Consider the following 15,585-nt stretch of genomic DNA (forward strand, 5'->3'; position numbering starts at 1 on the left):
GCGGAGGCGGGAATACCGCCGCCGCCGCCGTCGTTCCCGCGCAAGCGGGAATCCATACTGCACCTCAAGCATGCATGTACCGGATAGGGTCCCGTTTTCACGGGAACGACGCTGGGTACGTGAGTACTAACTTACTTGCCAACCTTGCCCTGCACGCCTTCAACGAAGTAATCCATCTTGTTCAGGCCAGCATCGTCGATGGTGCCGGTCGCCAGGCGAACCTTGCCGGTGTTGTCCTTGATCGGGCCGGTGAACGGGTTCAGGGTGCCTGCGACCAGTGCCTTCTCGCGCTCCTGCACCAGCTTCTTCACGTCAGCCGGCACGATCGCCGAGATGCCTTCGAGCTTGACCATGCCGTCCTTGATGCCGCCCCAGGTGCTGCTGGTCTTCCAGGTGCCGTCCAGGACCATCCTGGCCTGTTTGGTGTAGTAGTCGCCCCAGTGGTGGGTGACCGCTGCCAGCTGCGATTTAGGACCGAACTTGGCCATGTCCGAGTGGTAGGCGATGGCGTATTTGCCTTTTTCCTGGGCAGCCTGCACTACCGCGGTCGAGTCGGTGTGGTGGGTGACGATGTCGGCGCCCTGGCCCAGCAAGGTCAGGGTGGCGTCGCGTTCCTTGCCCGGATCGAACCAGCTGTTGACCCAGACGATCTTGACCTGTGCCTTCGGGTTGACGCTGCGCATGCCCAGCGTGAAGGCGTTGATGCCTTGCAGCACTTCCGGAATCGGGAAGGCGGCCACATAGCCGGCCACGTTCGACTTGCTCATCTTGCCGGCCAGGATGCCGGCGAGGTAGCGGCCTTCGTAGAAGCGCGCGTTGGTGTTGGCCACGTTCGGCGCGTTCTTGTAGCCGGTGACATGGACGAACTTCACGTTAGGGAACTGCTTGGCGACCTTCAGCGTCGGGTTCATGTAGCCAAACGAGGTGGTGATGACCAGCTTGCTGCCCTGCTGCACCAGGTCGCGGATCACGCGCTCGGCGTCCGCGCTTTCGGGCACGTTTTCGACGAACTTGGTGGTGACTTTGCCGGCCAGGTTCTTTTCCATCTGCTTGCGCGCGATGTCGTGCTGGGTGGTCCAGCCAAGGTCGCCGATCGGGCTCACGTACACAAAGCCGACATTGAGCGGCGCTTGCGCTGGGGCAGCTTGGGAGAGCGCGGCGGCTGGCAGCAGGATTGCGGCGCACAGGGCGCGGCGCAGCGTGAATTTCGACATGGTTTTCCTATCGTGACCCCCGTCAACTATCAGCATCGGCCCGGCCGCCGGGGAATTACGGCTGGGCGATGGATGCGAGCCCGGCGACTACGCGCCAGGCTTGAAATGCTTGCCGAGCGATGCCGGCATGTTCAGTTTGATGTAGTTCGCGTTGCTGGAGATGAGCGTCAACACCAGGATCGCTGCGAGGTAAGGCAGCATCGACAATAACTGGGATGGCACCGGAAGTCCAACCGCCTGGGCATGGAAGGCCAGGATGGTCACGCCGCCAAACAGGTAGGCGCCGCCCAGCACGCGGGCCGGGCGCCAGGTGGCGAAGGTGGTCAGCGCCAACGCGATCCAGCCGCGCCCTGCCACCATGCCTTCGACCCACAGCGGCGTGTACACCAGCGACAGGAAGGCGCCGGCCAGGCCGCAGCAGGCGCCGCCGAACAGGATGGCGTACAGGCGGATGAGGCGGACGTTGTAGCCGATGGCGTGCGCCGATTGCGGCGATTCGCCGACCGCGCGCAGCACCAGGCCGGCGCGGGTGCGGTACAGGAACCATGCAATCGCCGCGCACAGCAGCATCGCCGCGTACACCATCGGGTGGTGGCGGAACAAGGCCTCGCCAATGAAGGGAATGCCTTCAAGCCCGGGCACCGCGAACTTGGGGTTATCCAGCGTGGCGCCGACATAGCTGATGCCCATGTAGGTCGATGCGCCGCCGCCAAACAGCGCCAGCGCCAGGCCGGTCGCATACTGGTTGGTCCCCAGCCAGACCACCAGCCAGGCGAAGAAGCCCGACAGGACCATGCTGGCCGCCGCGCCAGCGGCAAAGCCCAGCCCCACGCTGCCGGTGTTGACCGCGACCGCGAAGCCGACGATGGCCGACACCAGCATCATGCCTTCGGCGCCGAGGTTGACGACGCCCGCCTTTTCGTTGACCAGCAGGCCCAATGCGGCCAGCATCAGCGGCGTGCCGGCGTTAATCGCTGCTGCGAGCAGCGCTGCGTAGGCTTCCATTATTTCCTCCCCGCGCCGAAGCGCAGCTTGTAGTGGATCAGCACGTCGCAGGCCAGCAGCGCGAACAGCAGGATGCCCTGGAACACGCCGGTAATGGCCGACGGCATCCCGAGGCGCGACTGCGCCAGTTCGCCGCCGATATAGAACATGGCCATGATCACGCTGGCGAACACCACGCCAACCGGATGCAGGCGGCCGACGAAGGCGACAATGATGGCGGCGAAGCCGTAGCCGGGCGATACCGAGGGCGTCAGCTGGCCAAGCGGGCCCGCCACTTCGGCCACGCCAGCCAGGCCGGCGAGGGCGCCGCATACCAGCATCGAGGTCCACAGGGCGCCGCGCGACGAGAATCCGGCGTAGCGCGCGGCCATCGGCGCCATGCCGCCCACCTGCAGGCGGAAGCCCGAGATACTGCGCGACAGGTAGAGCCACCCGGCGGCGGCGGCGGCGAGCGCCAGCACGAGGCCGAGGTGCAGGCGCGTTTCAGGCAGCAGGACCGGCAGCAACAGGCCGTCCGACAGCATCTTCGATTGCGGGAAGTTGAAACCTTCCGGGTCCATCAGCGGGCCGTGCACGAGGTAGCTGAGCAGGAGCTGGGCGATATACACCAGCATCAGCGACACCAGGATCTCGTTGGCGTTGAAACGGTCGCGCAGGAAGGCGGTAATCGCCGCCCACGCCATGCCGCCAGCCATGCCGGCCATCAGCATCAGGGTGATGGCGGATGCGCCGCCCATCCCGGCTTCGTCGAGCCACAGGCCGGCCGCGCCGCCCGTGATCGCGCCGAGCACCAGCTGGCCTTCGGCGCCGATGTTATAGACGTTGGCGCGGAAGCAGATCGCCAGGCCGACGGCAATCATCAACAGCGGCGCTACCTTCACGCCCAGTTCCGACAAGCCCTGCAGGTCGCGTACCGGCTCGACGAAAAACACCGCCAGCCCGGCCAGCGGATCTTTGCCCAGCGCGACAAACATGACCGCGCCGCACAGCACCGTCAGCAGCACGGCCAGCAGCGGCGACAGGATGCCCATCAGCTTCGATGGCGTGGGGCGCTGCTCAAGGCTGAACATGCGCGCCCTCCCCTTGCGTCCACAGCCCGCTCATCCACTGCCCGACCAGCGCGGTGCTGGCGTCGGCCGTTTTAATCGACGGCGACACCCGCCCCTTCGCGATGACGTGCATGCGGTCTGAAATTTCGAACAATTCGTCCAGCTCCTCGGAGATGACCAGCAGCGCGCAGCCGGCGTCGCGCAGGGCGACCAGTTCGGCGCGGATCTGCGCGGCGGCGCCGACGTCCACGCCCCAGGTAGGCTGGGCGACGACCAGCACCTTCGGGCCGCGCATCACCTCGCGGCCAACGATGTATTTTTGAAGGTTACCGCCCGACAGGCTGCGCGCCAGCGCGGCAGGGCCGGACGCCTTGACCTTGAAGCGTTCAATGATGTTTGCGGCGCGCTCAACCAGCACATGGCGGCGCACGAAGCCGTACGCGATCGTCAGCGGGGTCTGGAGCGACAGCAGGACGTTCTCGGCCAGCGACATCTCCGGCACGGTGCCGCGTCCGAGCCGCTCCTCCGGCACAAAGCCGAAGCCGAGACGGCGGCGCCGTCCGGGCGGCAGGCGCCCGGCGGCGGCGCCGCACAGATTGATCGCATCGGCGGCGGCGCGGCGGTCTTCGCCCGACAGCGCGGCCAGCAACTCCTGCTGGCCGTTGCCGGACACGCCGGCCAGGCCGACGATTTCGCCGGCCTTGACGTCGAAGCTGATGTCTTTCAGTTCGACGGCAAACGGGTGGCTTTTTGCCAGCGACAGGCCGCGCACGGCCATCATGGTGTCGCCGGTTGGGCGTTCGACGTGCTCGATGCGCGGCGGGTTAGAGCCGATCATCATGTGCGACAGGCTGGCCGCGGTTTCCTGGCGCGGATCGCACACGCCGCTGTTCTTGCCGGCCCGGATCACCGTGCAGGTGTGGCACAGCGCGCGGATCTCGTCGAGCTTGTGGCTGATGTACAGGATGCTGCAGCCGCCAGCGGCCAGCTTGCGCAGGGTGTCGAACAGCGACTCCACCGCGGACGGCGTCAGCACCGAGGTCGGCTCGTCGAGGATCAGCAGCTGCGGCCTTGCCAGCAATGCGCGGACGATCTCCACGCGCTGGCACTCGCCGACCGACAGCGTGTGCACGTGGCGCTGCGGTTCGAGTTCGAGGCCGTACTCGCGCGCCGTCTCTTCGATGCGCCGCGCCAGTTCGTCGAGTTTGGTGTCTTTGGGCAGGCCGAGCGCGATGTTCTCGGCCACGGTCAGGGTGTCGAACAGGGAGAAGTGCTGGAACACCATGGCGATGCCAAGTTCGCGCGCCTGCGCCGGATTGGCGATGTGCACTTCCTTGCCATTCCACAGCACGCGGCCGGCATCGGGCTTGACCGCGCCATAGATGATTTTCATCAGGGTCGATTTGCCGGCGCCATTTTCGCCCAGCACGGCGTGGATCTGCCCAGGCTCGACCGTCAGGCTGATGCTGTCGTTAGCGACAACGGAGGGATACCGTTTTGTGATGTCGTGCAATTCCAGACGTGTCGTCATGGTTCGCCCTGCTCATGTAACGAGCACGTATCGTAGCCGTATCTGCAACTTTTATTCGTCATAGGAATAGCGGCGAAACATCGATTAGGCGTAGAAACAACACCAAACCTGCGCATCGCGCCGAAAAACAAGAAATTTTGGCGCCCATGTCGCCCGAAGAGGCAATGATTATACGCAACAAAATATAATAGGTATTGAATTTTTTAACCGCTTTGGCTGCAAGGACTCTTCCATGATGGGATCAGGACACCGTGCGGCCGGCGGCAGCTTTCTTTTTTAGCACTTACTTTGGGAGTCAAAATGCATCAAATGAAGACACGCCTTGTGCCGCTGTGCCTGGCCGCCGCCTTTGCAATGAGCGCGAGCGCGCAAGCAGCCGACTGGAGCGATACTTCGATCAGCTGGAGGGCCGGCAACAAGTTCGCCGAGCCGTTCAACCCACAGGACATCAAGAAGAACATCTTCGCCCTGACCCATGCAAGCGGCTACAAATACGGCAGCAACTTCTTCAACGTCGACCTGCTGCAATCGGACGAAAACGACCCGGGTTCGCTGACCCAGGACGAAGGCGCGCAGGAAGCCTATGTGGTGTATCGCCACACGGTCGACTTCGGCAAGGTGCGCGGTTCGGACATCAAGTTCGGCAAGGTCCGCGGCGTTGGCGCGACCTTCGGTTTTGACTGGAACGCGAAGAACGACGTCGGCTACAACTCGCGCAAGCGCATGCTGGTTGCCGGCCCGACCCTGATGTGGGACGTGCCTGGTTTCCTGAACACCAGCATCCTGGTTCTGCATGAAAGCAATGCGCCGAGCGGTGCGTTTGCGCCGATTTCCAATGTGAACGGCCGTTACACCTACGACGTGCATCCGATGTTCAACGCGGCGTGGGGCATTCCGCTGAGCGAACGCGTGTCGTTCGAGGGTTACCTGAACTGGATCGCGTCAAAAGGCAAGGACGAAGTCGGCAATGACACCGGCGTGGAGACCAACATCGACATGCAGGTCATGTACGACGTCGGCACCCTGATGGGCTATGCGAAGAACAAGTTCCGTATTGGTATCGAGTACCAGTACTGGCGGAACAAGTTTGGAAATACCGCGGCGACCACGGGCGGCAACGGGTATGTTGCCAAGACGCCGATGGTGCGCGCCGAGTACCACTTCTAAGACGTTCGAAGTTTGTAGGGCGGATAAGCGTCAGCGCATCCGCCCTACGGTCGCTTCAACTAAAACTCCCGGTTCACCAGCATCCCATCCTCGCGCTTCGCGGCCCCTGCCCGCACCAGCGAATGCACGGTCCACTCGGCCATCTGGCCAGCCGGCCAGCCAAAATACCGCGCGTTTGTCGACACCAGCAGCGGCACGGTCTCGAACATCTTCCACACTTCATCAAGGCCAATGCGCTGGCGCGACAGCAGCAGGAACTTGAGCAGCACCTTGACCGCGTTTTCGCCATTGCGCTTCGGGTCCGCCTCCAAAAAGTCGATCCGCTTCAGCGCCCGCTGTACCGCGCCCTTCGCGTCGGTAAACGCCGGTCCATGCCCGGGTATCACCAGCCGCACATCGAGCGTATCGATCAGTTCCAGCGTGGCCCGTGCTTCAATAAAGCCCGACTCGCCATCGAGCTCGGGGAAGATCACCCCAAAACCATTGAACCAGAGCGCGTCGGCCGAAATGAGGATGCCTTCCTGCTCGCAGTACAAAATCACCGAGTGCGGATCGTGCCCCGGCGCGCCAAGCACCTTCCACGGCATGTCGCCCAGCACCAGCTCGTCGCCTGGGGTGAGCACGTCATCATGCGTAAAGGGCTGGCACTGCTGCCCGGTCGCCTTGAAACTGAGCGCTTCCTCGTCCCAGGCGCTGACTTTTGCCGCTTCCGCGACGGGAATCGCGATGCGGCTGCCGTAGTGCGCCTTGAGCGCGGCATTGCCGCCGCAGTGGTCCGAGTGCAGGTGCGTGTTGAGGACGCGGTCGAGCCGGCGATCGCCCAGTTCATGCTTTACCAGCGCCAGCGTCTGCGGCACGTGGCTCAGGTAGCCGGTGTCGACCAGCGCGGTGTCGTCGCGGCCGATGAACAGCACATTGTTCGATGAGAGCCAGCCGCGTTCGAGGATGCGCATCGAGGCGGGAGTAGTAAATGCGTTGTCGTTCATCGTTTCATCTGGAATGCCAGCGATATCTTGGCGAACTCGATCAGTACTTCACGCGAACCGCCGTTGAAGGTGGTGAAGGAGTTGCCGGTCCTGATGACCATGCGCGGCGGGAACAGCCAGGAGAGATAGGGAATGCCGATCATCTTGGCGCCGCGTACGTCGCGCCATTCGACTTTTTTGTCGTACATCCAGGTCTGGCGGATGCCTTCGGCGTCGATGGTCGTGCGGGCGCGCAGGAACCAGTAATAGCTAATGGCCAGCATGAAGCCGGCGCCTGCAAGCAGCATTTTGACGCCGACGCCGAACTGCAGCAGCGGATAACGCAGGCCAATGCTGACCGCGTACGCCACCAGCCCGAAGGTGAGCACGGTGGCGAACAGTTTGAAGCCGGGGCCGTAGGCGGGACCGGTCACGATTTTTTCAGGTTGATAGAAGTTCATGGCCTAGTCGAATTGAATGCCTTGTTCGCGGCGGTGGATTTCGATCCACACCGCGCGCTTGTAATCGTCGCCGGCGCTGCTCCAGTTGACGATTTCGTCAAGGGTGCGCATGCAGCCGCGGCACAGGCCGTCCGGCCCCATCTCGCACAGGTTGATGCACGGCGACGGAACAGGAGTGTGCGGCTCGGCGCTCACACGGCACCCCTGGCCGCGATGAAGGCGCGTTTGCTGCAATGCGCCAATTTGAGCCGGTTATGACTAACTTGCATGCGTGTGGGAGTAGTCCCACAAGCACGACCGTTTGGCCCTTCTCGCCTCTGCGGCACGCCTAAGGCACTAGGGAAATCGCTCATTATTTCTACATGTCCTATTGAAACAAACCAGCCATACAGGGCAAAAAAGCGGTAAGGTGGCGTCAATGCGGCACCGCAGCATTTTTTGCCCGGTGAAGCTTTCGTCAAACGCAATGCCGCGTTTCAGGTCCGGGCCCATCAAGAGATGTCCCAAAGGCATTCATTGCCTTACCTGTTACTTTTATCACCGTTTGCCCAGCTAGCGAAACCGCCATTATCGCACCGCAGCGAATTGCGGTTGACGCTGAGATCGCAATGGGTAGACTAAGAAGCACGCAACCGAGGACCACTCATGAATCTCAATCCGAAGCTGCTGGCGCAAATGCGCGCGGCGACCAGGAACCTGATGGGCAAGTCGCCTACAGCTGCCACCAAGAAAATCCAGGACGCGCTGCGCAATCTGCCTGGCGCGCAAATGGGCAAGCACATGCCGCAGGCGCCTGCTGGCGTGCAGGATTTGCTCGACCAGCTGATTCCGGGCGTAATGTCCGGGATCGACCCGACCCGTCCTGCCACCACGCCCCTGCCCGGCCAGTTCCTCGATGACAGCTATACCAACGCGGCCGGCACGCGCAGCTACAAGCTGTATATTCCGAGCAGCTACAACGGCACGCCGATGCCGCTGGTGGTGATGCTTCACGGCTGCACCCAGAACCCGGACGACTTCGCCGCAGGCACGCGCATGAACCAGCTTGCCGAGGAAATGCATTGCCTGGTGGTGTACCCGGCCCAGTCGCAGCAGGCTAATTCGTCGCGCTGCTGGAACTGGTTTAACGCGCTCGACCAGCAACGCGACCAGGGTGAGCCTTCGATTATTGCCGGCATCACGCGCAAGGTCATGTCCAGCCACGCGGTTGTCGATAGCCAGGTCTATGTGGCTGGACTATCCGCGGGTGGAGCGATGGCGACCATCATGGGAACCCTGTATCCCGAGCTGTATGCGGCTGTGGGCGTTCACTCAGGCTTGCCTTTCGCGTCGGCGAACGACCTGCAATCGGCGCTGGCGGCAATGCGCGGCGATTTCAAACGGCCCGATATCGAATCCCGTGGGGTGCCGATTATCGTGTTCCACGGCGACAAAGACAACACCGTCCACCCGGCCAACGGGGATGAACTGGTCAAGCGCGGGGTGCGCCACCTGCAGGGCGCGCCAGTGACCGAGCCAGGCAGCGTGCCGAACGGCCACAAATATACGCGGATCGTCCACCACACCGAGGAAGGTACGCCGCACGCAGAGCAGTGGCTGATCCACGGAGCGGGCCACGCGTGGTCGGGCGGGCATGCAAGCGGCAGTTATACCGACAGCAAGGGTCCGGACGCCAGCCGCGAAATGATGCGCTTCTTCCAGACGCGCCGCTAAGGCGCGGCGCCGGCGCGCTCGAAGTACCACTTCATGCCGAGCACGCCGGACGCCAGCAGCAGGGTCAGCGTGTTGGCGATGACGACTGGCCACGAGGAGATCGCGAGCCCGTAGGCCGTCCACATGGCCACGCCGATGATGAAGATCAGGTACATGCCGGTGGAGATGCCGGGCGCGCCGCGCTGGCGCCATACCATCAGCACTTGCGGCACGAAGGCGCTGGTGGTGCAGGCTGCGGCGATGTAGCCAAGCTGGTTGATATCCAAGTCCATCCGACGATTCCGAAACAATACAGGTGCGGCATTATATTTGGCTATGGCGCGGTTGAGTGAAACGTCGTGCCCGCCGAGGCGAATACCCATAACCCAGCAAGTCAGTGGCAAGATCATCCACCTTGCCGGCGCTTGCGGGGTGTGGGTTCCCGCATTCGCGGGAAAGACGTTGGCGACATCTACGGTTACATAGCTTTCTATTTCAGCCAGGCAGAAAATCGGTATCGAGAATTTGCTCAACTGTCCAGGGACAGCTGTCAGGGAATTCAAGGATGCCCGTTTGCTCTGATGCAAGGTGCACCGCGTCGTTGAAGGCATCGGCAAGCCATTCCTCGTCATCAAGCAGGGGCTGCAAGCTGGGCATTTTGGCTAGGCGGCGTGCAATCGCAGCGCGCTGGTCGCGGATGGTGCGTTGCCAGCTCTGGCTGCGGCGCGCGGGCTGAAACTGCCACTTAAGCAGATGGCACACCAGCACGCCGAATCGGCTTGCCAGCTCACGCTGTTCGCTTCTGGCCACCGCTTCGATCTCCTCAGCAATATTGAGCGCATCAATGCGCTCGAGCATGCCGCCGCGCAGCAAGGCCGCCTGCTCAAGCGCCCAGGCAACAACATCGCCGTCGTAGAGCTTGCTCATGCGCGGCCCCCGTTTATTAACGTGAATGTGACAGTGGTTAGATGCGCGCGATCGGAGATGGTTCAGCGCGCTTTTAGGAAGTCTGTTGTGGCGGCGTGGCCGCTGCAATGTGCTGCCGCAGGCAAGCCGGACACCAGCAAGCCGCCGCTTCGCCCGGGACCGGAACGACCGGCGGCAATTCGGTGCACCAGCACGGTGCGTCGAGGCCGTCCGCCATCGCGCAACCGAACTCGGTACCACAGCGTGTGCATGTGCTCATGTTAAATCCCTGATATCGCGTTTGATTCCTTACGCCGCCCGGTAACTTGCCTTACAGCCGCACCATAGCGGACCGGGAAATAAAATACAACAAGATGGCCCTATAATGCCCACAAGCCCTGCCCTGTTTGCCTGTAAAATCTCGCCAATTCTTTTTCGGACCCGCCATGACCGCTACCCTGACTAATCTGAAACTCGACCAGCACAACGACCTGACTTCGGTGTCCCCGCAGATCAAGGCGCAGATCCTGGCTGAGGCTCTGCCGTACATCCGTAACTTCCACGGCAAAACCATCGTCATCAAATACGGCGGCAATGCAATGACCGACGAGCGCCTGAAGCACGGCTTCGCACGCGACGTGATCCTGCTCAAACTGGTCGGCATGAATCCGGTTGTGGTCCACGGCGGCGGGCCGCAGATCGACAACGCGCTGAAAAAAATCGGCAAGCAAGGCACCTTCGTCCAGGGCATGCGCATCACCGACGAAGAAACGATGGAAGTGGTCGAGTGGGTGCTGGGCGGCGAGGTTCAGCAGGACATCGTGATGCTGATCAACCACTACGGCGGCCAGGCAGTGGGCCTGACCGGCAAGGACGGCGGCCTGATTCGAGCACGCAAGATGAGCATGCCTGACCGCGAAAAGCCGGGCGAGTTCCTGGACATCGGTTTCGTCGGCGAGATCGAGGCGATCAACCCGGCCGTGGTGAAGGCGCTGCAGGACGACGCGTTCATTCCGATCATTTCGCCAATCGGCTTCGGCCAGGATGGCCAGGCGTACAACATCAACGCCGATGTGGTCGCGGGCAAGATCGCGGAAATCCTGAAAGCCGAAAAGCTGATCATGATGACCAACATTGCTGGTGTGCAGGACAAGAAGGGCAACCTCGTCACCGACCTGTCGGCGCGCGAGATCGACGAGATGTTTGCAGACGGCACGATTTCCGGCGGCATGCTGCCGAAAATCTCGTCGGCACTGGACGCCGCCAAGTCGGGCGTGAATACGGTTCACATCATCGACGGCCGCATCGAGCACTCTTTGTTGCTGGAAGTCTTGACCGAGCAGGCTTTCGGAACTATGATTCGGTCGCACTAAAGATTTGTGGCAGGGTTCCCTGCCACTCAGTCGCCCTTTTAGCTCAGTGGTAGAGCACTCCCTTGGTAAGGGAGAGGCCACGTGTTCAATCCACGTAAAGGGCACCACTCCCCTCTCAGTACACCCGCTCCACCGCCATGCCGCGTGCGCGCAGCAACGCCGGTACGCTTGTCTTTCCGACCAGGTGCAACACGCCGACCGCCGCAACACTGTTGTTTTTCTGCGCCAGCAACTGCGCCAGCTTGTCCGCCATTTTGCGGTTGCGCTCTTCCAGCAGCACCTTTTGCAAAAAGCGTCCCGATACCGTCTGGTCTTCCTCGATACGCTGCGCGATCGCCTCCAGGCCGGCCTGGTCGGCGCCGCTCCATGCCTCGATCACCTGGCGCACCTCGGCGGCCTGCCTGCCCTGCTCGATCATCTCAACCACCTCCTCGAGGAAGCGCAGCTGCCGCTCCAGTGGCATGCTGCTGAACAGCGACAGCTGCGCATCGACCGATTCCAGTTCCATCACCGGCACACCTTTGGCGCGCGCCAGCTGCGCCAGGTGCTGGTCGACAGCCAGGTCGGGACGGTAACCCTGCGCGCCGTATTCGGACAGCGCCAGCATCATCACCACCAGCCACGGCCTGACACCGGCCACCGCGCCCGCATCGATACCGGCGCGGCCCAGCACCTTCACCAGGCGCTCCTTCAGTTCCGGCGCCATCTGGTCGTACAAGCTCACGCCCGGCGCGTTCATGCCATGCCTGCCGACCGCCTGCGCCGTCGCGGCGGGATCGTGCCCGGTGTCGATCTCCAGCGCCAGCGTGGACGCGCCAGCCACCGCCTGCTCGATGCGCGGCTCCAGCGGATAAAAGCCGGGCACGCCCACGTGCATGGTGCCGAACAGGTACATGGTGTGGCCGTTTGCGCTTACCTTGAACAGTGCGCCACGGTCCGCGCCCCATGCCGAAGGCAGGGCAAAGCAAAACAGGCTAAGCAAAATCACTATAATCTGGCGTCGCATTCGTTTTCCTCGTCGTCTTTGCAAAGGTGCCCGTGTCGCATACTAACCCGTCCTCCCCGCTATGGCTGTTCGACCTGGACAATACCCTGCATGATGCCTCGCATTCGATCTTCCCGGCGATCAGCGCCAACATGAACGTGTTCATCGCGCGGGTGCTGGGCGACGGCGTCACGCCGGCGACGCTTGAGGCGGTGAACGCCGCGCGGCTGCTGTACTGGAAGCGCTACGGCGCCACCTTGCTGGGGATGATCAAGCACCACCAAGTGAGCGCGGCCCACTTCCTGGAAGAGACCCATGCCATCGGCGACCTGCAGCAGATGATCCGCAGCGAGCGCGGGCTCAAACGCCTGCTGCGCCACCTGCCCGGCCGCAAAGTCCTGTTCACCAACGCGCCTGCCCGCTACTCGACCGACGTGGTGCGCCACCTCGGCCTGCGGCGCCATTTCAGCCACCATGTGGCAATCGAGGACATGCACGTGCACGGGCAGCTGCGGCCCAAGCCATCGAAACTGATGATGCGCCGCCTGCTGCGCAAGTACGGCGTATCGGCGCGCCGCGCCATCCTGGTGGAAGACACCCTGGCCAACCTGCGCACCGCCAATCAGCTGGGGGTGCGCACCGTGTGGGTCACGCAGTACCTGCGCATGAGCGACCCGATCGGCGCCGCGGCCCTGCCGAAAATGCTAAAACGCCCCGCTTACGTCGATGTCAAAGTAAAATCGCTACGTCAGCTGGCCGCCCGCTTGCATCGGCTGCGCTGAGCCAATCAACCCAAACCGCAGAGACGACATGGCAAGCACCAAGCCGGGACAGCGCAAGCTGCAAATCCTCCAGGCCCTCGCAGCGATGCTGGAGCAGCCCAAAGGCGAGAAGATCACCACCGCGGCGCTGGCGGCGCGGCTTGGCGTGTCCGAAGCGGCGCTGTATCGCCATTTCGCCAGCAAGGCGCAGATGTTCGAAGGCCTGATCGAGTTCATCGAGTCGAGCGTGTTCGGCCTGATCAACCAGATCTCCGAGCGCGAAGCCAATGGCGTCGAACAGGCCCGCGCCATCATGCAGATGCTGCTCGCCTTCGCCGCCAACAACCCAGGCATGACGCGCGTGTTGATCGGCGATGCGCTGGTCAACGAAGACGAGCGCCTGCAGCTGCGCATGAACCAGTTCTACGACAAGGTGGAACTGGCATGCAAGCAGTCGCTGCGCGTCGCCGTCACCCAGGGCCACGGCAACGAGGCCGACGTCACCGCGCGCGCCAGCCTGCTGGTCAGCTACGTGGTCGGGCGCTGGCACCGCTACGCCAAGAGCGGCTTCCGCCAGAACCCTACCGAAGGCACATCGCTCCAGCTGGCCCTGATGCTCGCTGCATGATTGTTCCCGCTGCACGATGAATCACGCCGATTGCTTTGCCCTGCTTGACGATGCCAGCCCCGATGCGGGACAGGCGCGTTCACGCCTGTACAGCGACTGCAAGGCCGTGCTTCGCTGCGACGACGCCGCCGGCTGGCCGCAGCTGCTGGCCGACATGCAGGGCGCCCTGGCGCGCGGGCAGTACGCGGTAACGCTGCTGGCCTATGAGTTGGGCGGACAGCTGCAGCGCATTTCGGGCAAAGCTGGCAACACACCGCTGGCGCAGGTACTGTTGTTCGGCCAGTGCGAGCGGCTGACGCCAGCGCAGGTCGAGGCATGGCTGGCCGCGCACAGCGCTACCGGTCCGGCCGGCATCTCGGCAGTGCACCCGAACGTCGACGAAGCCGCGTTCACGCGCGCGCTGAACCGCATCCACGATTACATCGCCGCCGGCGACACCTACCAGGTCAACTACACCTACCGCCTGCGCTTCGACGCTTTCGGTTCGCTGCACGGCCTGTACGCCCGCCTGCGCGCGCGCCAGCCGGTGCCTTATGGCGCGCTGGTGGCGCTGCCCGGCGGCGAGGCGGTGCTGTCGCTGTCGCCGGAACTGTTCGTGCGCCACGCCGACGGCGAACTGCTAACGCGGCCGATGAAGGGCACCGCGCCTGCATCGGGCGATGACGCAGAAGACGCGCGCCGCGCCGCTGCGCTGGCGCAGGACACCAAGAACCGCGCCGAGAACCTGATGATCGTCGACCTGCTGCGCAATGACCTTGGCCGCATCGCCGTCACTGGCAGCGTCGAGGTGCCCGCGCTGTTCGACGTGCAGCGTTACACCAGCGTGCTGCAGATGACATCGACCGTGCGCGCGACGCTCAGGCCCGGCGTGCCGCTGGCCGATGTGTTCCAGGCCCTGTACCCGTGCGGCTCGATCACCGGCGCGCCGAAGCGGCGCACGATGGAGATCATCGACGAGCTGGAAGCGGCGCCACGCGGCATCTACACTGGCGCGATCGGCTGGTTCGATCCGCTGCCGGCTGGGCGGGAAATCGGGGACTTCTGCATGTCGGTGCCGATCCGCACGCTCGCGCTCAAGCCTTTGCATGACGGCGTGCGCGCCGGTGAGATGGGGGTTGGTGCGGGCATCGTGTTCGACAGCGATCCGGCCGGCGAATTTGCCGAGTGCCGCCTCAAGGCGCGCTTCCTCACCGGGCTGTCCAACGACTTCGAGCTGTTCGAAACCATGCGCGCCACGCGCGACGGGGTCGCGCACCGCGATTTACACCTGGCGCGGATCGGCGCGTCGGCGGCGTATTTCGGCTTCGCCTTCGATCGCGCTGCCGCCGATGCCGCATTAAACGAAGCGTGTGCAGAACTTGGAGACGGCGCCTTCCGCATGCGCTTCGCGCTGAAGCAGGACGGGGCGACGTCGATACATGCAGCGCCCCTGGTAGCGCTGGACGAGCCGGTGAAGGTGCTGCTGGCGCCTGACGCGACGCGCTCGGATGACCTTTTCCTGCGCCACAAAACGAGTGTACGCAACCGCTACGACACTGCGTGGCGCGCCGCCGAGGCGCAAGGTGCTTTCGATACGCTATTTTTCAACGAGCGTGGAGAACTGACCGAAGGCGGGCGTTCAAATGTATTTGTGAAGCTGGACGGGCGCTGGTACACGCCCCCGCTGTCCTCAGGCGTCCTGCCCGGCGTGATGCGGTCAAGGCTGCTGGCGGATCCCGCATGGGATGCCGCCGAACGCGTCATCACCCGCGCGATGCTCGACCGCGCAGAAGAAATCGTGGTGTGCAACGCGCTGCGAGGCCCGCTGCGCGCTGTCCGTTTGTAGGGCGGATAAGCGCAGCGCATCCG

At 63.3% G+C, this 15,585-nt stretch carries 17 protein-coding genes and 1 tRNA gene; 7 read left to right on the forward strand and 11 right to left on the reverse strand.

The window, feature by feature from the left end; genetic code table 11:
* Window positions 1–131 precede the first annotated feature (131 nt).
* The 4 genes from LMJ30_RS04680 to LMJ30_RS04695 form a co-directional block, all read right to left on the reverse strand.
* Window positions 132–1,214, reverse strand: a complete 1,083-nt coding sequence (locus LMJ30_RS04680) for a BMP family ABC transporter substrate-binding protein (RefSeq protein WP_229431186.1) — start codon at window positions 1,212–1,214, stop codon at window positions 132–134.
* Window positions 1,215–1,301: 87 nt separating this feature from the next.
* A complete protein-coding gene (locus LMJ30_RS04685; RefSeq protein WP_229431187.1) occupies window positions 1,302–2,219 on the reverse strand; it encodes an ABC transporter permease in 918 nt (305 codons plus the stop codon).
* Window positions 2,219–3,289 carry an ABC transporter permease gene (locus tag LMJ30_RS04690; RefSeq protein ID WP_229431188.1) on the reverse strand — a complete coding sequence of 357 codons (1,071 nt, stop codon included), beginning with the start codon at window positions 3,287–3,289 and terminating at the stop codon, window positions 2,219–2,221. Before LMJ30_RS04690 ends, LMJ30_RS04685 begins: the two co-directional genes overlap by 1 nt.
* The gene (locus tag LMJ30_RS04695; RefSeq protein ID WP_229431189.1) at window positions 3,276–4,799 is read right to left on the reverse strand and encodes an ABC transporter ATP-binding protein; all 1,524 of its coding nucleotides are present in this window, start codon (window positions 4,797–4,799) and stop codon (window positions 3,276–3,278) included. Before LMJ30_RS04695 ends, LMJ30_RS04690 begins: the two co-directional genes overlap by 14 nt.
* Window positions 4,800–5,108: 309 nt before the next feature.
* On the opposite strand from LMJ30_RS04695, the gene LMJ30_RS04700 reads away from it, so the two are divergent.
* The gene (locus LMJ30_RS04700; RefSeq protein WP_229431190.1) at window positions 5,109–5,966 is read left to right on the forward strand and encodes an outer envelope protein; all 858 of its coding nucleotides are present in this window, start codon (window positions 5,109–5,111) and stop codon (window positions 5,964–5,966) included.
* Window positions 5,967–6,025: 59 nt separating this feature from the next.
* Here the strand turns inward: LMJ30_RS04700 and LMJ30_RS04705 are convergent, their stop codons facing one another.
* From LMJ30_RS04705 to LMJ30_RS04715, 3 genes are read right to left on the reverse strand one after another with little or no spacing between them, the layout of a single operon-like run.
* Complete coding sequence (locus LMJ30_RS04705; RefSeq protein WP_229431191.1) at window positions 6,026–6,952, reverse strand: MBL fold metallo-hydrolase; 927 nt, start codon at window positions 6,950–6,952, stop codon at window positions 6,026–6,028.
* Entirely contained in the window at window positions 6,949–7,392 is a 444-nt protein-coding gene (locus LMJ30_RS04710) for a hypothetical protein (RefSeq protein ID WP_229431192.1), read from the reverse strand. The genes LMJ30_RS04705 and LMJ30_RS04710 overlap by 4 nt, the downstream gene beginning before the upstream one ends.
* Window positions 7,393–7,395: 3 nt before the next feature.
* On the reverse strand, window positions 7,396–7,587 hold the full coding sequence (locus tag LMJ30_RS04715) for a DUF1289 domain-containing protein (RefSeq protein WP_229431193.1): 192 nt from the start codon (window positions 7,585–7,587) through the stop codon (window positions 7,396–7,398).
* 450 nt (window positions 7,588–8,037) lie between these two features.
* On the opposite strand from LMJ30_RS04715, the gene LMJ30_RS04720 reads away from it, so the two are divergent.
* The gene (locus LMJ30_RS04720) at window positions 8,038–9,105 is read left to right on the forward strand and encodes an extracellular catalytic domain type 1 short-chain-length polyhydroxyalkanoate depolymerase (protein ID WP_229431194.1); all 1,068 of its coding nucleotides are present in this window, start codon (window positions 8,038–8,040) and stop codon (window positions 9,103–9,105) included.
* Here LMJ30_RS04720 and LMJ30_RS04725 read toward each other — a convergent pair.
* From LMJ30_RS04725 to LMJ30_RS04735, 3 genes are all read right to left on the reverse strand, one after another.
* The gene (locus LMJ30_RS04725) at window positions 9,102–9,377 is read right to left on the reverse strand and encodes a SemiSWEET transporter (protein WP_229431195.1); all 276 of its coding nucleotides are present in this window, start codon (window positions 9,375–9,377) and stop codon (window positions 9,102–9,104) included. The two genes, LMJ30_RS04720 and LMJ30_RS04725, sit on opposite strands and share 4 nt — an antisense overlap.
* Window positions 9,378–9,579: 202 nt before the next feature.
* Entirely contained in the window at window positions 9,580–10,011 is a 432-nt protein-coding gene (locus LMJ30_RS04730; RefSeq protein ID WP_229431196.1) for a DUF29 domain-containing protein, read from the reverse strand.
* A gap of 73 nt (window positions 10,012–10,084) precedes the next feature.
* The gene (locus LMJ30_RS04735; protein ID WP_267869557.1) at window positions 10,085–10,270 is read right to left on the reverse strand and encodes a cysteine-rich CWC family protein; all 186 of its coding nucleotides are present in this window, start codon (window positions 10,268–10,270) and stop codon (window positions 10,085–10,087) included.
* Between the two features lie 166 nt (window positions 10,271–10,436).
* Here LMJ30_RS04735 and argB point away from each other — a divergent pair, with 166 nt between their 5' ends.
* Window positions 10,437–11,363, forward strand: a complete 927-nt coding sequence (gene argB, locus LMJ30_RS04740) for an acetylglutamate kinase (protein WP_229431197.1) — start codon at window positions 10,437–10,439, stop codon at window positions 11,361–11,363.
* Window positions 11,364–11,395: 32 nt separating this feature from the next.
* Window positions 11,396–11,470: transfer RNA gene (locus LMJ30_RS04745), tRNA-Thr, on the forward strand.
* Between the two features lie 8 nt (window positions 11,471–11,478).
* Here the strand turns inward: LMJ30_RS04745 and LMJ30_RS04750 are convergent.
* Window positions 11,479–12,369: a TraB/GumN family protein gene (locus tag LMJ30_RS04750; protein ID WP_229431198.1), complete on the reverse strand. Its 891-nt coding sequence runs from the start codon at window positions 12,367–12,369 to the stop codon at window positions 11,479–11,481.
* A 26-nt stretch (window positions 12,370–12,395) separates the two neighbouring features.
* Here LMJ30_RS04750 and LMJ30_RS04755 point away from each other — a divergent pair, with 26 nt between their 5' ends.
* From LMJ30_RS04755 to pabB, 3 genes are read left to right on the forward strand one after another with little or no spacing between them, the layout of a single operon-like run.
* Complete coding sequence (locus tag LMJ30_RS04755) at window positions 12,396–13,130, forward strand: pyrimidine 5'-nucleotidase (protein ID WP_371872974.1); 735 nt, start codon at window positions 12,396–12,398, stop codon at window positions 13,128–13,130.
* Window positions 13,131–13,158: 28 nt separating this feature from the next.
* Window positions 13,159–13,737: a nucleoid occlusion factor SlmA gene (gene slmA, locus LMJ30_RS04760; protein WP_229431200.1), complete on the forward strand. Its 579-nt coding sequence runs from the start codon at window positions 13,159–13,161 to the stop codon at window positions 13,735–13,737.
* A gap of 16 nt (window positions 13,738–13,753) precedes the next feature.
* Complete coding sequence (gene pabB, locus LMJ30_RS04765) at window positions 13,754–15,562, forward strand: aminodeoxychorismate synthase component I (protein ID WP_229431201.1); 1,809 nt, start codon at window positions 13,754–13,756, stop codon at window positions 15,560–15,562.
* The last annotated feature ends 23 nt before the right edge of the window (window positions 15,563–15,585 follow it).

Origin of the sequence: Massilia agrisoli (genome assembly GCF_020831365.1) — a bacterium.
GTDB classification, from domain to species: Bacteria; Pseudomonadota; Gammaproteobacteria; order Burkholderiales; family Burkholderiaceae_D; genus Telluria_A; species Telluria_A agrisoli.

Coding starts and splice junctions, on each gene's coding strand:
- LMJ30_RS04680 (WP_229431186.1), bottom strand. CDS start 1,214: ATGTCGAAATTCACGCTGCGCCGCGCCCTGTGCGCCGCAATCCTGCTG.
- LMJ30_RS04725 (WP_229431195.1), bottom strand. CDS start 9,377: ATGGACTTGGATATCAACCAGCTTGGCTACATCGCCGCAGCCTGCACC.
- LMJ30_RS04730 (WP_229431196.1), bottom strand. CDS start 10,011: ATGAGCAAGCTCTACGACGGCGATGTTGTTGCCTGGGCGCTTGAGCAG.
- LMJ30_RS04685 (WP_229431187.1), bottom strand. CDS start 2,219: ATGGAAGCCTACGCAGCGCTGCTCGCAGCAGCGATTAACGCCGGCACG.
- LMJ30_RS04700 (WP_229431190.1), top strand. CDS start 5,109: ATGAAGACACGCCTTGTGCCGCTGTGCCTGGCCGCCGCCTTTGCAATG.
- pabB (WP_229431201.1), top strand. CDS start 13,754: ATGAATCACGCCGATTGCTTTGCCCTGCTTGACGATGCCAGCCCCGAT.
- slmA (WP_229431200.1), top strand. CDS start 13,159: ATGGCAAGCACCAAGCCGGGACAGCGCAAGCTGCAAATCCTCCAGGCC.
- LMJ30_RS04735 (WP_267869557.1), bottom strand. CDS start 10,270: ATGAGCACATGCACACGCTGTGGTACCGAGTTCGGTTGCGCGATGGCG.
- LMJ30_RS04720 (WP_229431194.1), top strand. CDS start 8,038: ATGAATCTCAATCCGAAGCTGCTGGCGCAAATGCGCGCGGCGACCAGG.
- LMJ30_RS04705 (WP_229431191.1), bottom strand. CDS start 6,952: ATGAACGACAACGCATTTACTACTCCCGCCTCGATGCGCATCCTCGAA.
- LMJ30_RS04710 (WP_229431192.1), bottom strand. CDS start 7,392: ATGAACTTCTATCAACCTGAAAAAATCGTGACCGGTCCCGCCTACGGC.
- LMJ30_RS04750 (WP_229431198.1), bottom strand. CDS start 12,369: ATGCGACGCCAGATTATAGTGATTTTGCTTAGCCTGTTTTGCTTTGCC.
- argB (WP_229431197.1), top strand. CDS start 10,437: ATGACCGCTACCCTGACTAATCTGAAACTCGACCAGCACAACGACCTG.
- LMJ30_RS04690 (WP_229431188.1), bottom strand. CDS start 3,289: ATGTTCAGCCTTGAGCAGCGCCCCACGCCATCGAAGCTGATGGGCATC.
- LMJ30_RS04695 (WP_229431189.1), bottom strand. CDS start 4,799: ATGACGACACGTCTGGAATTGCACGACATCACAAAACGGTATCCCTCC.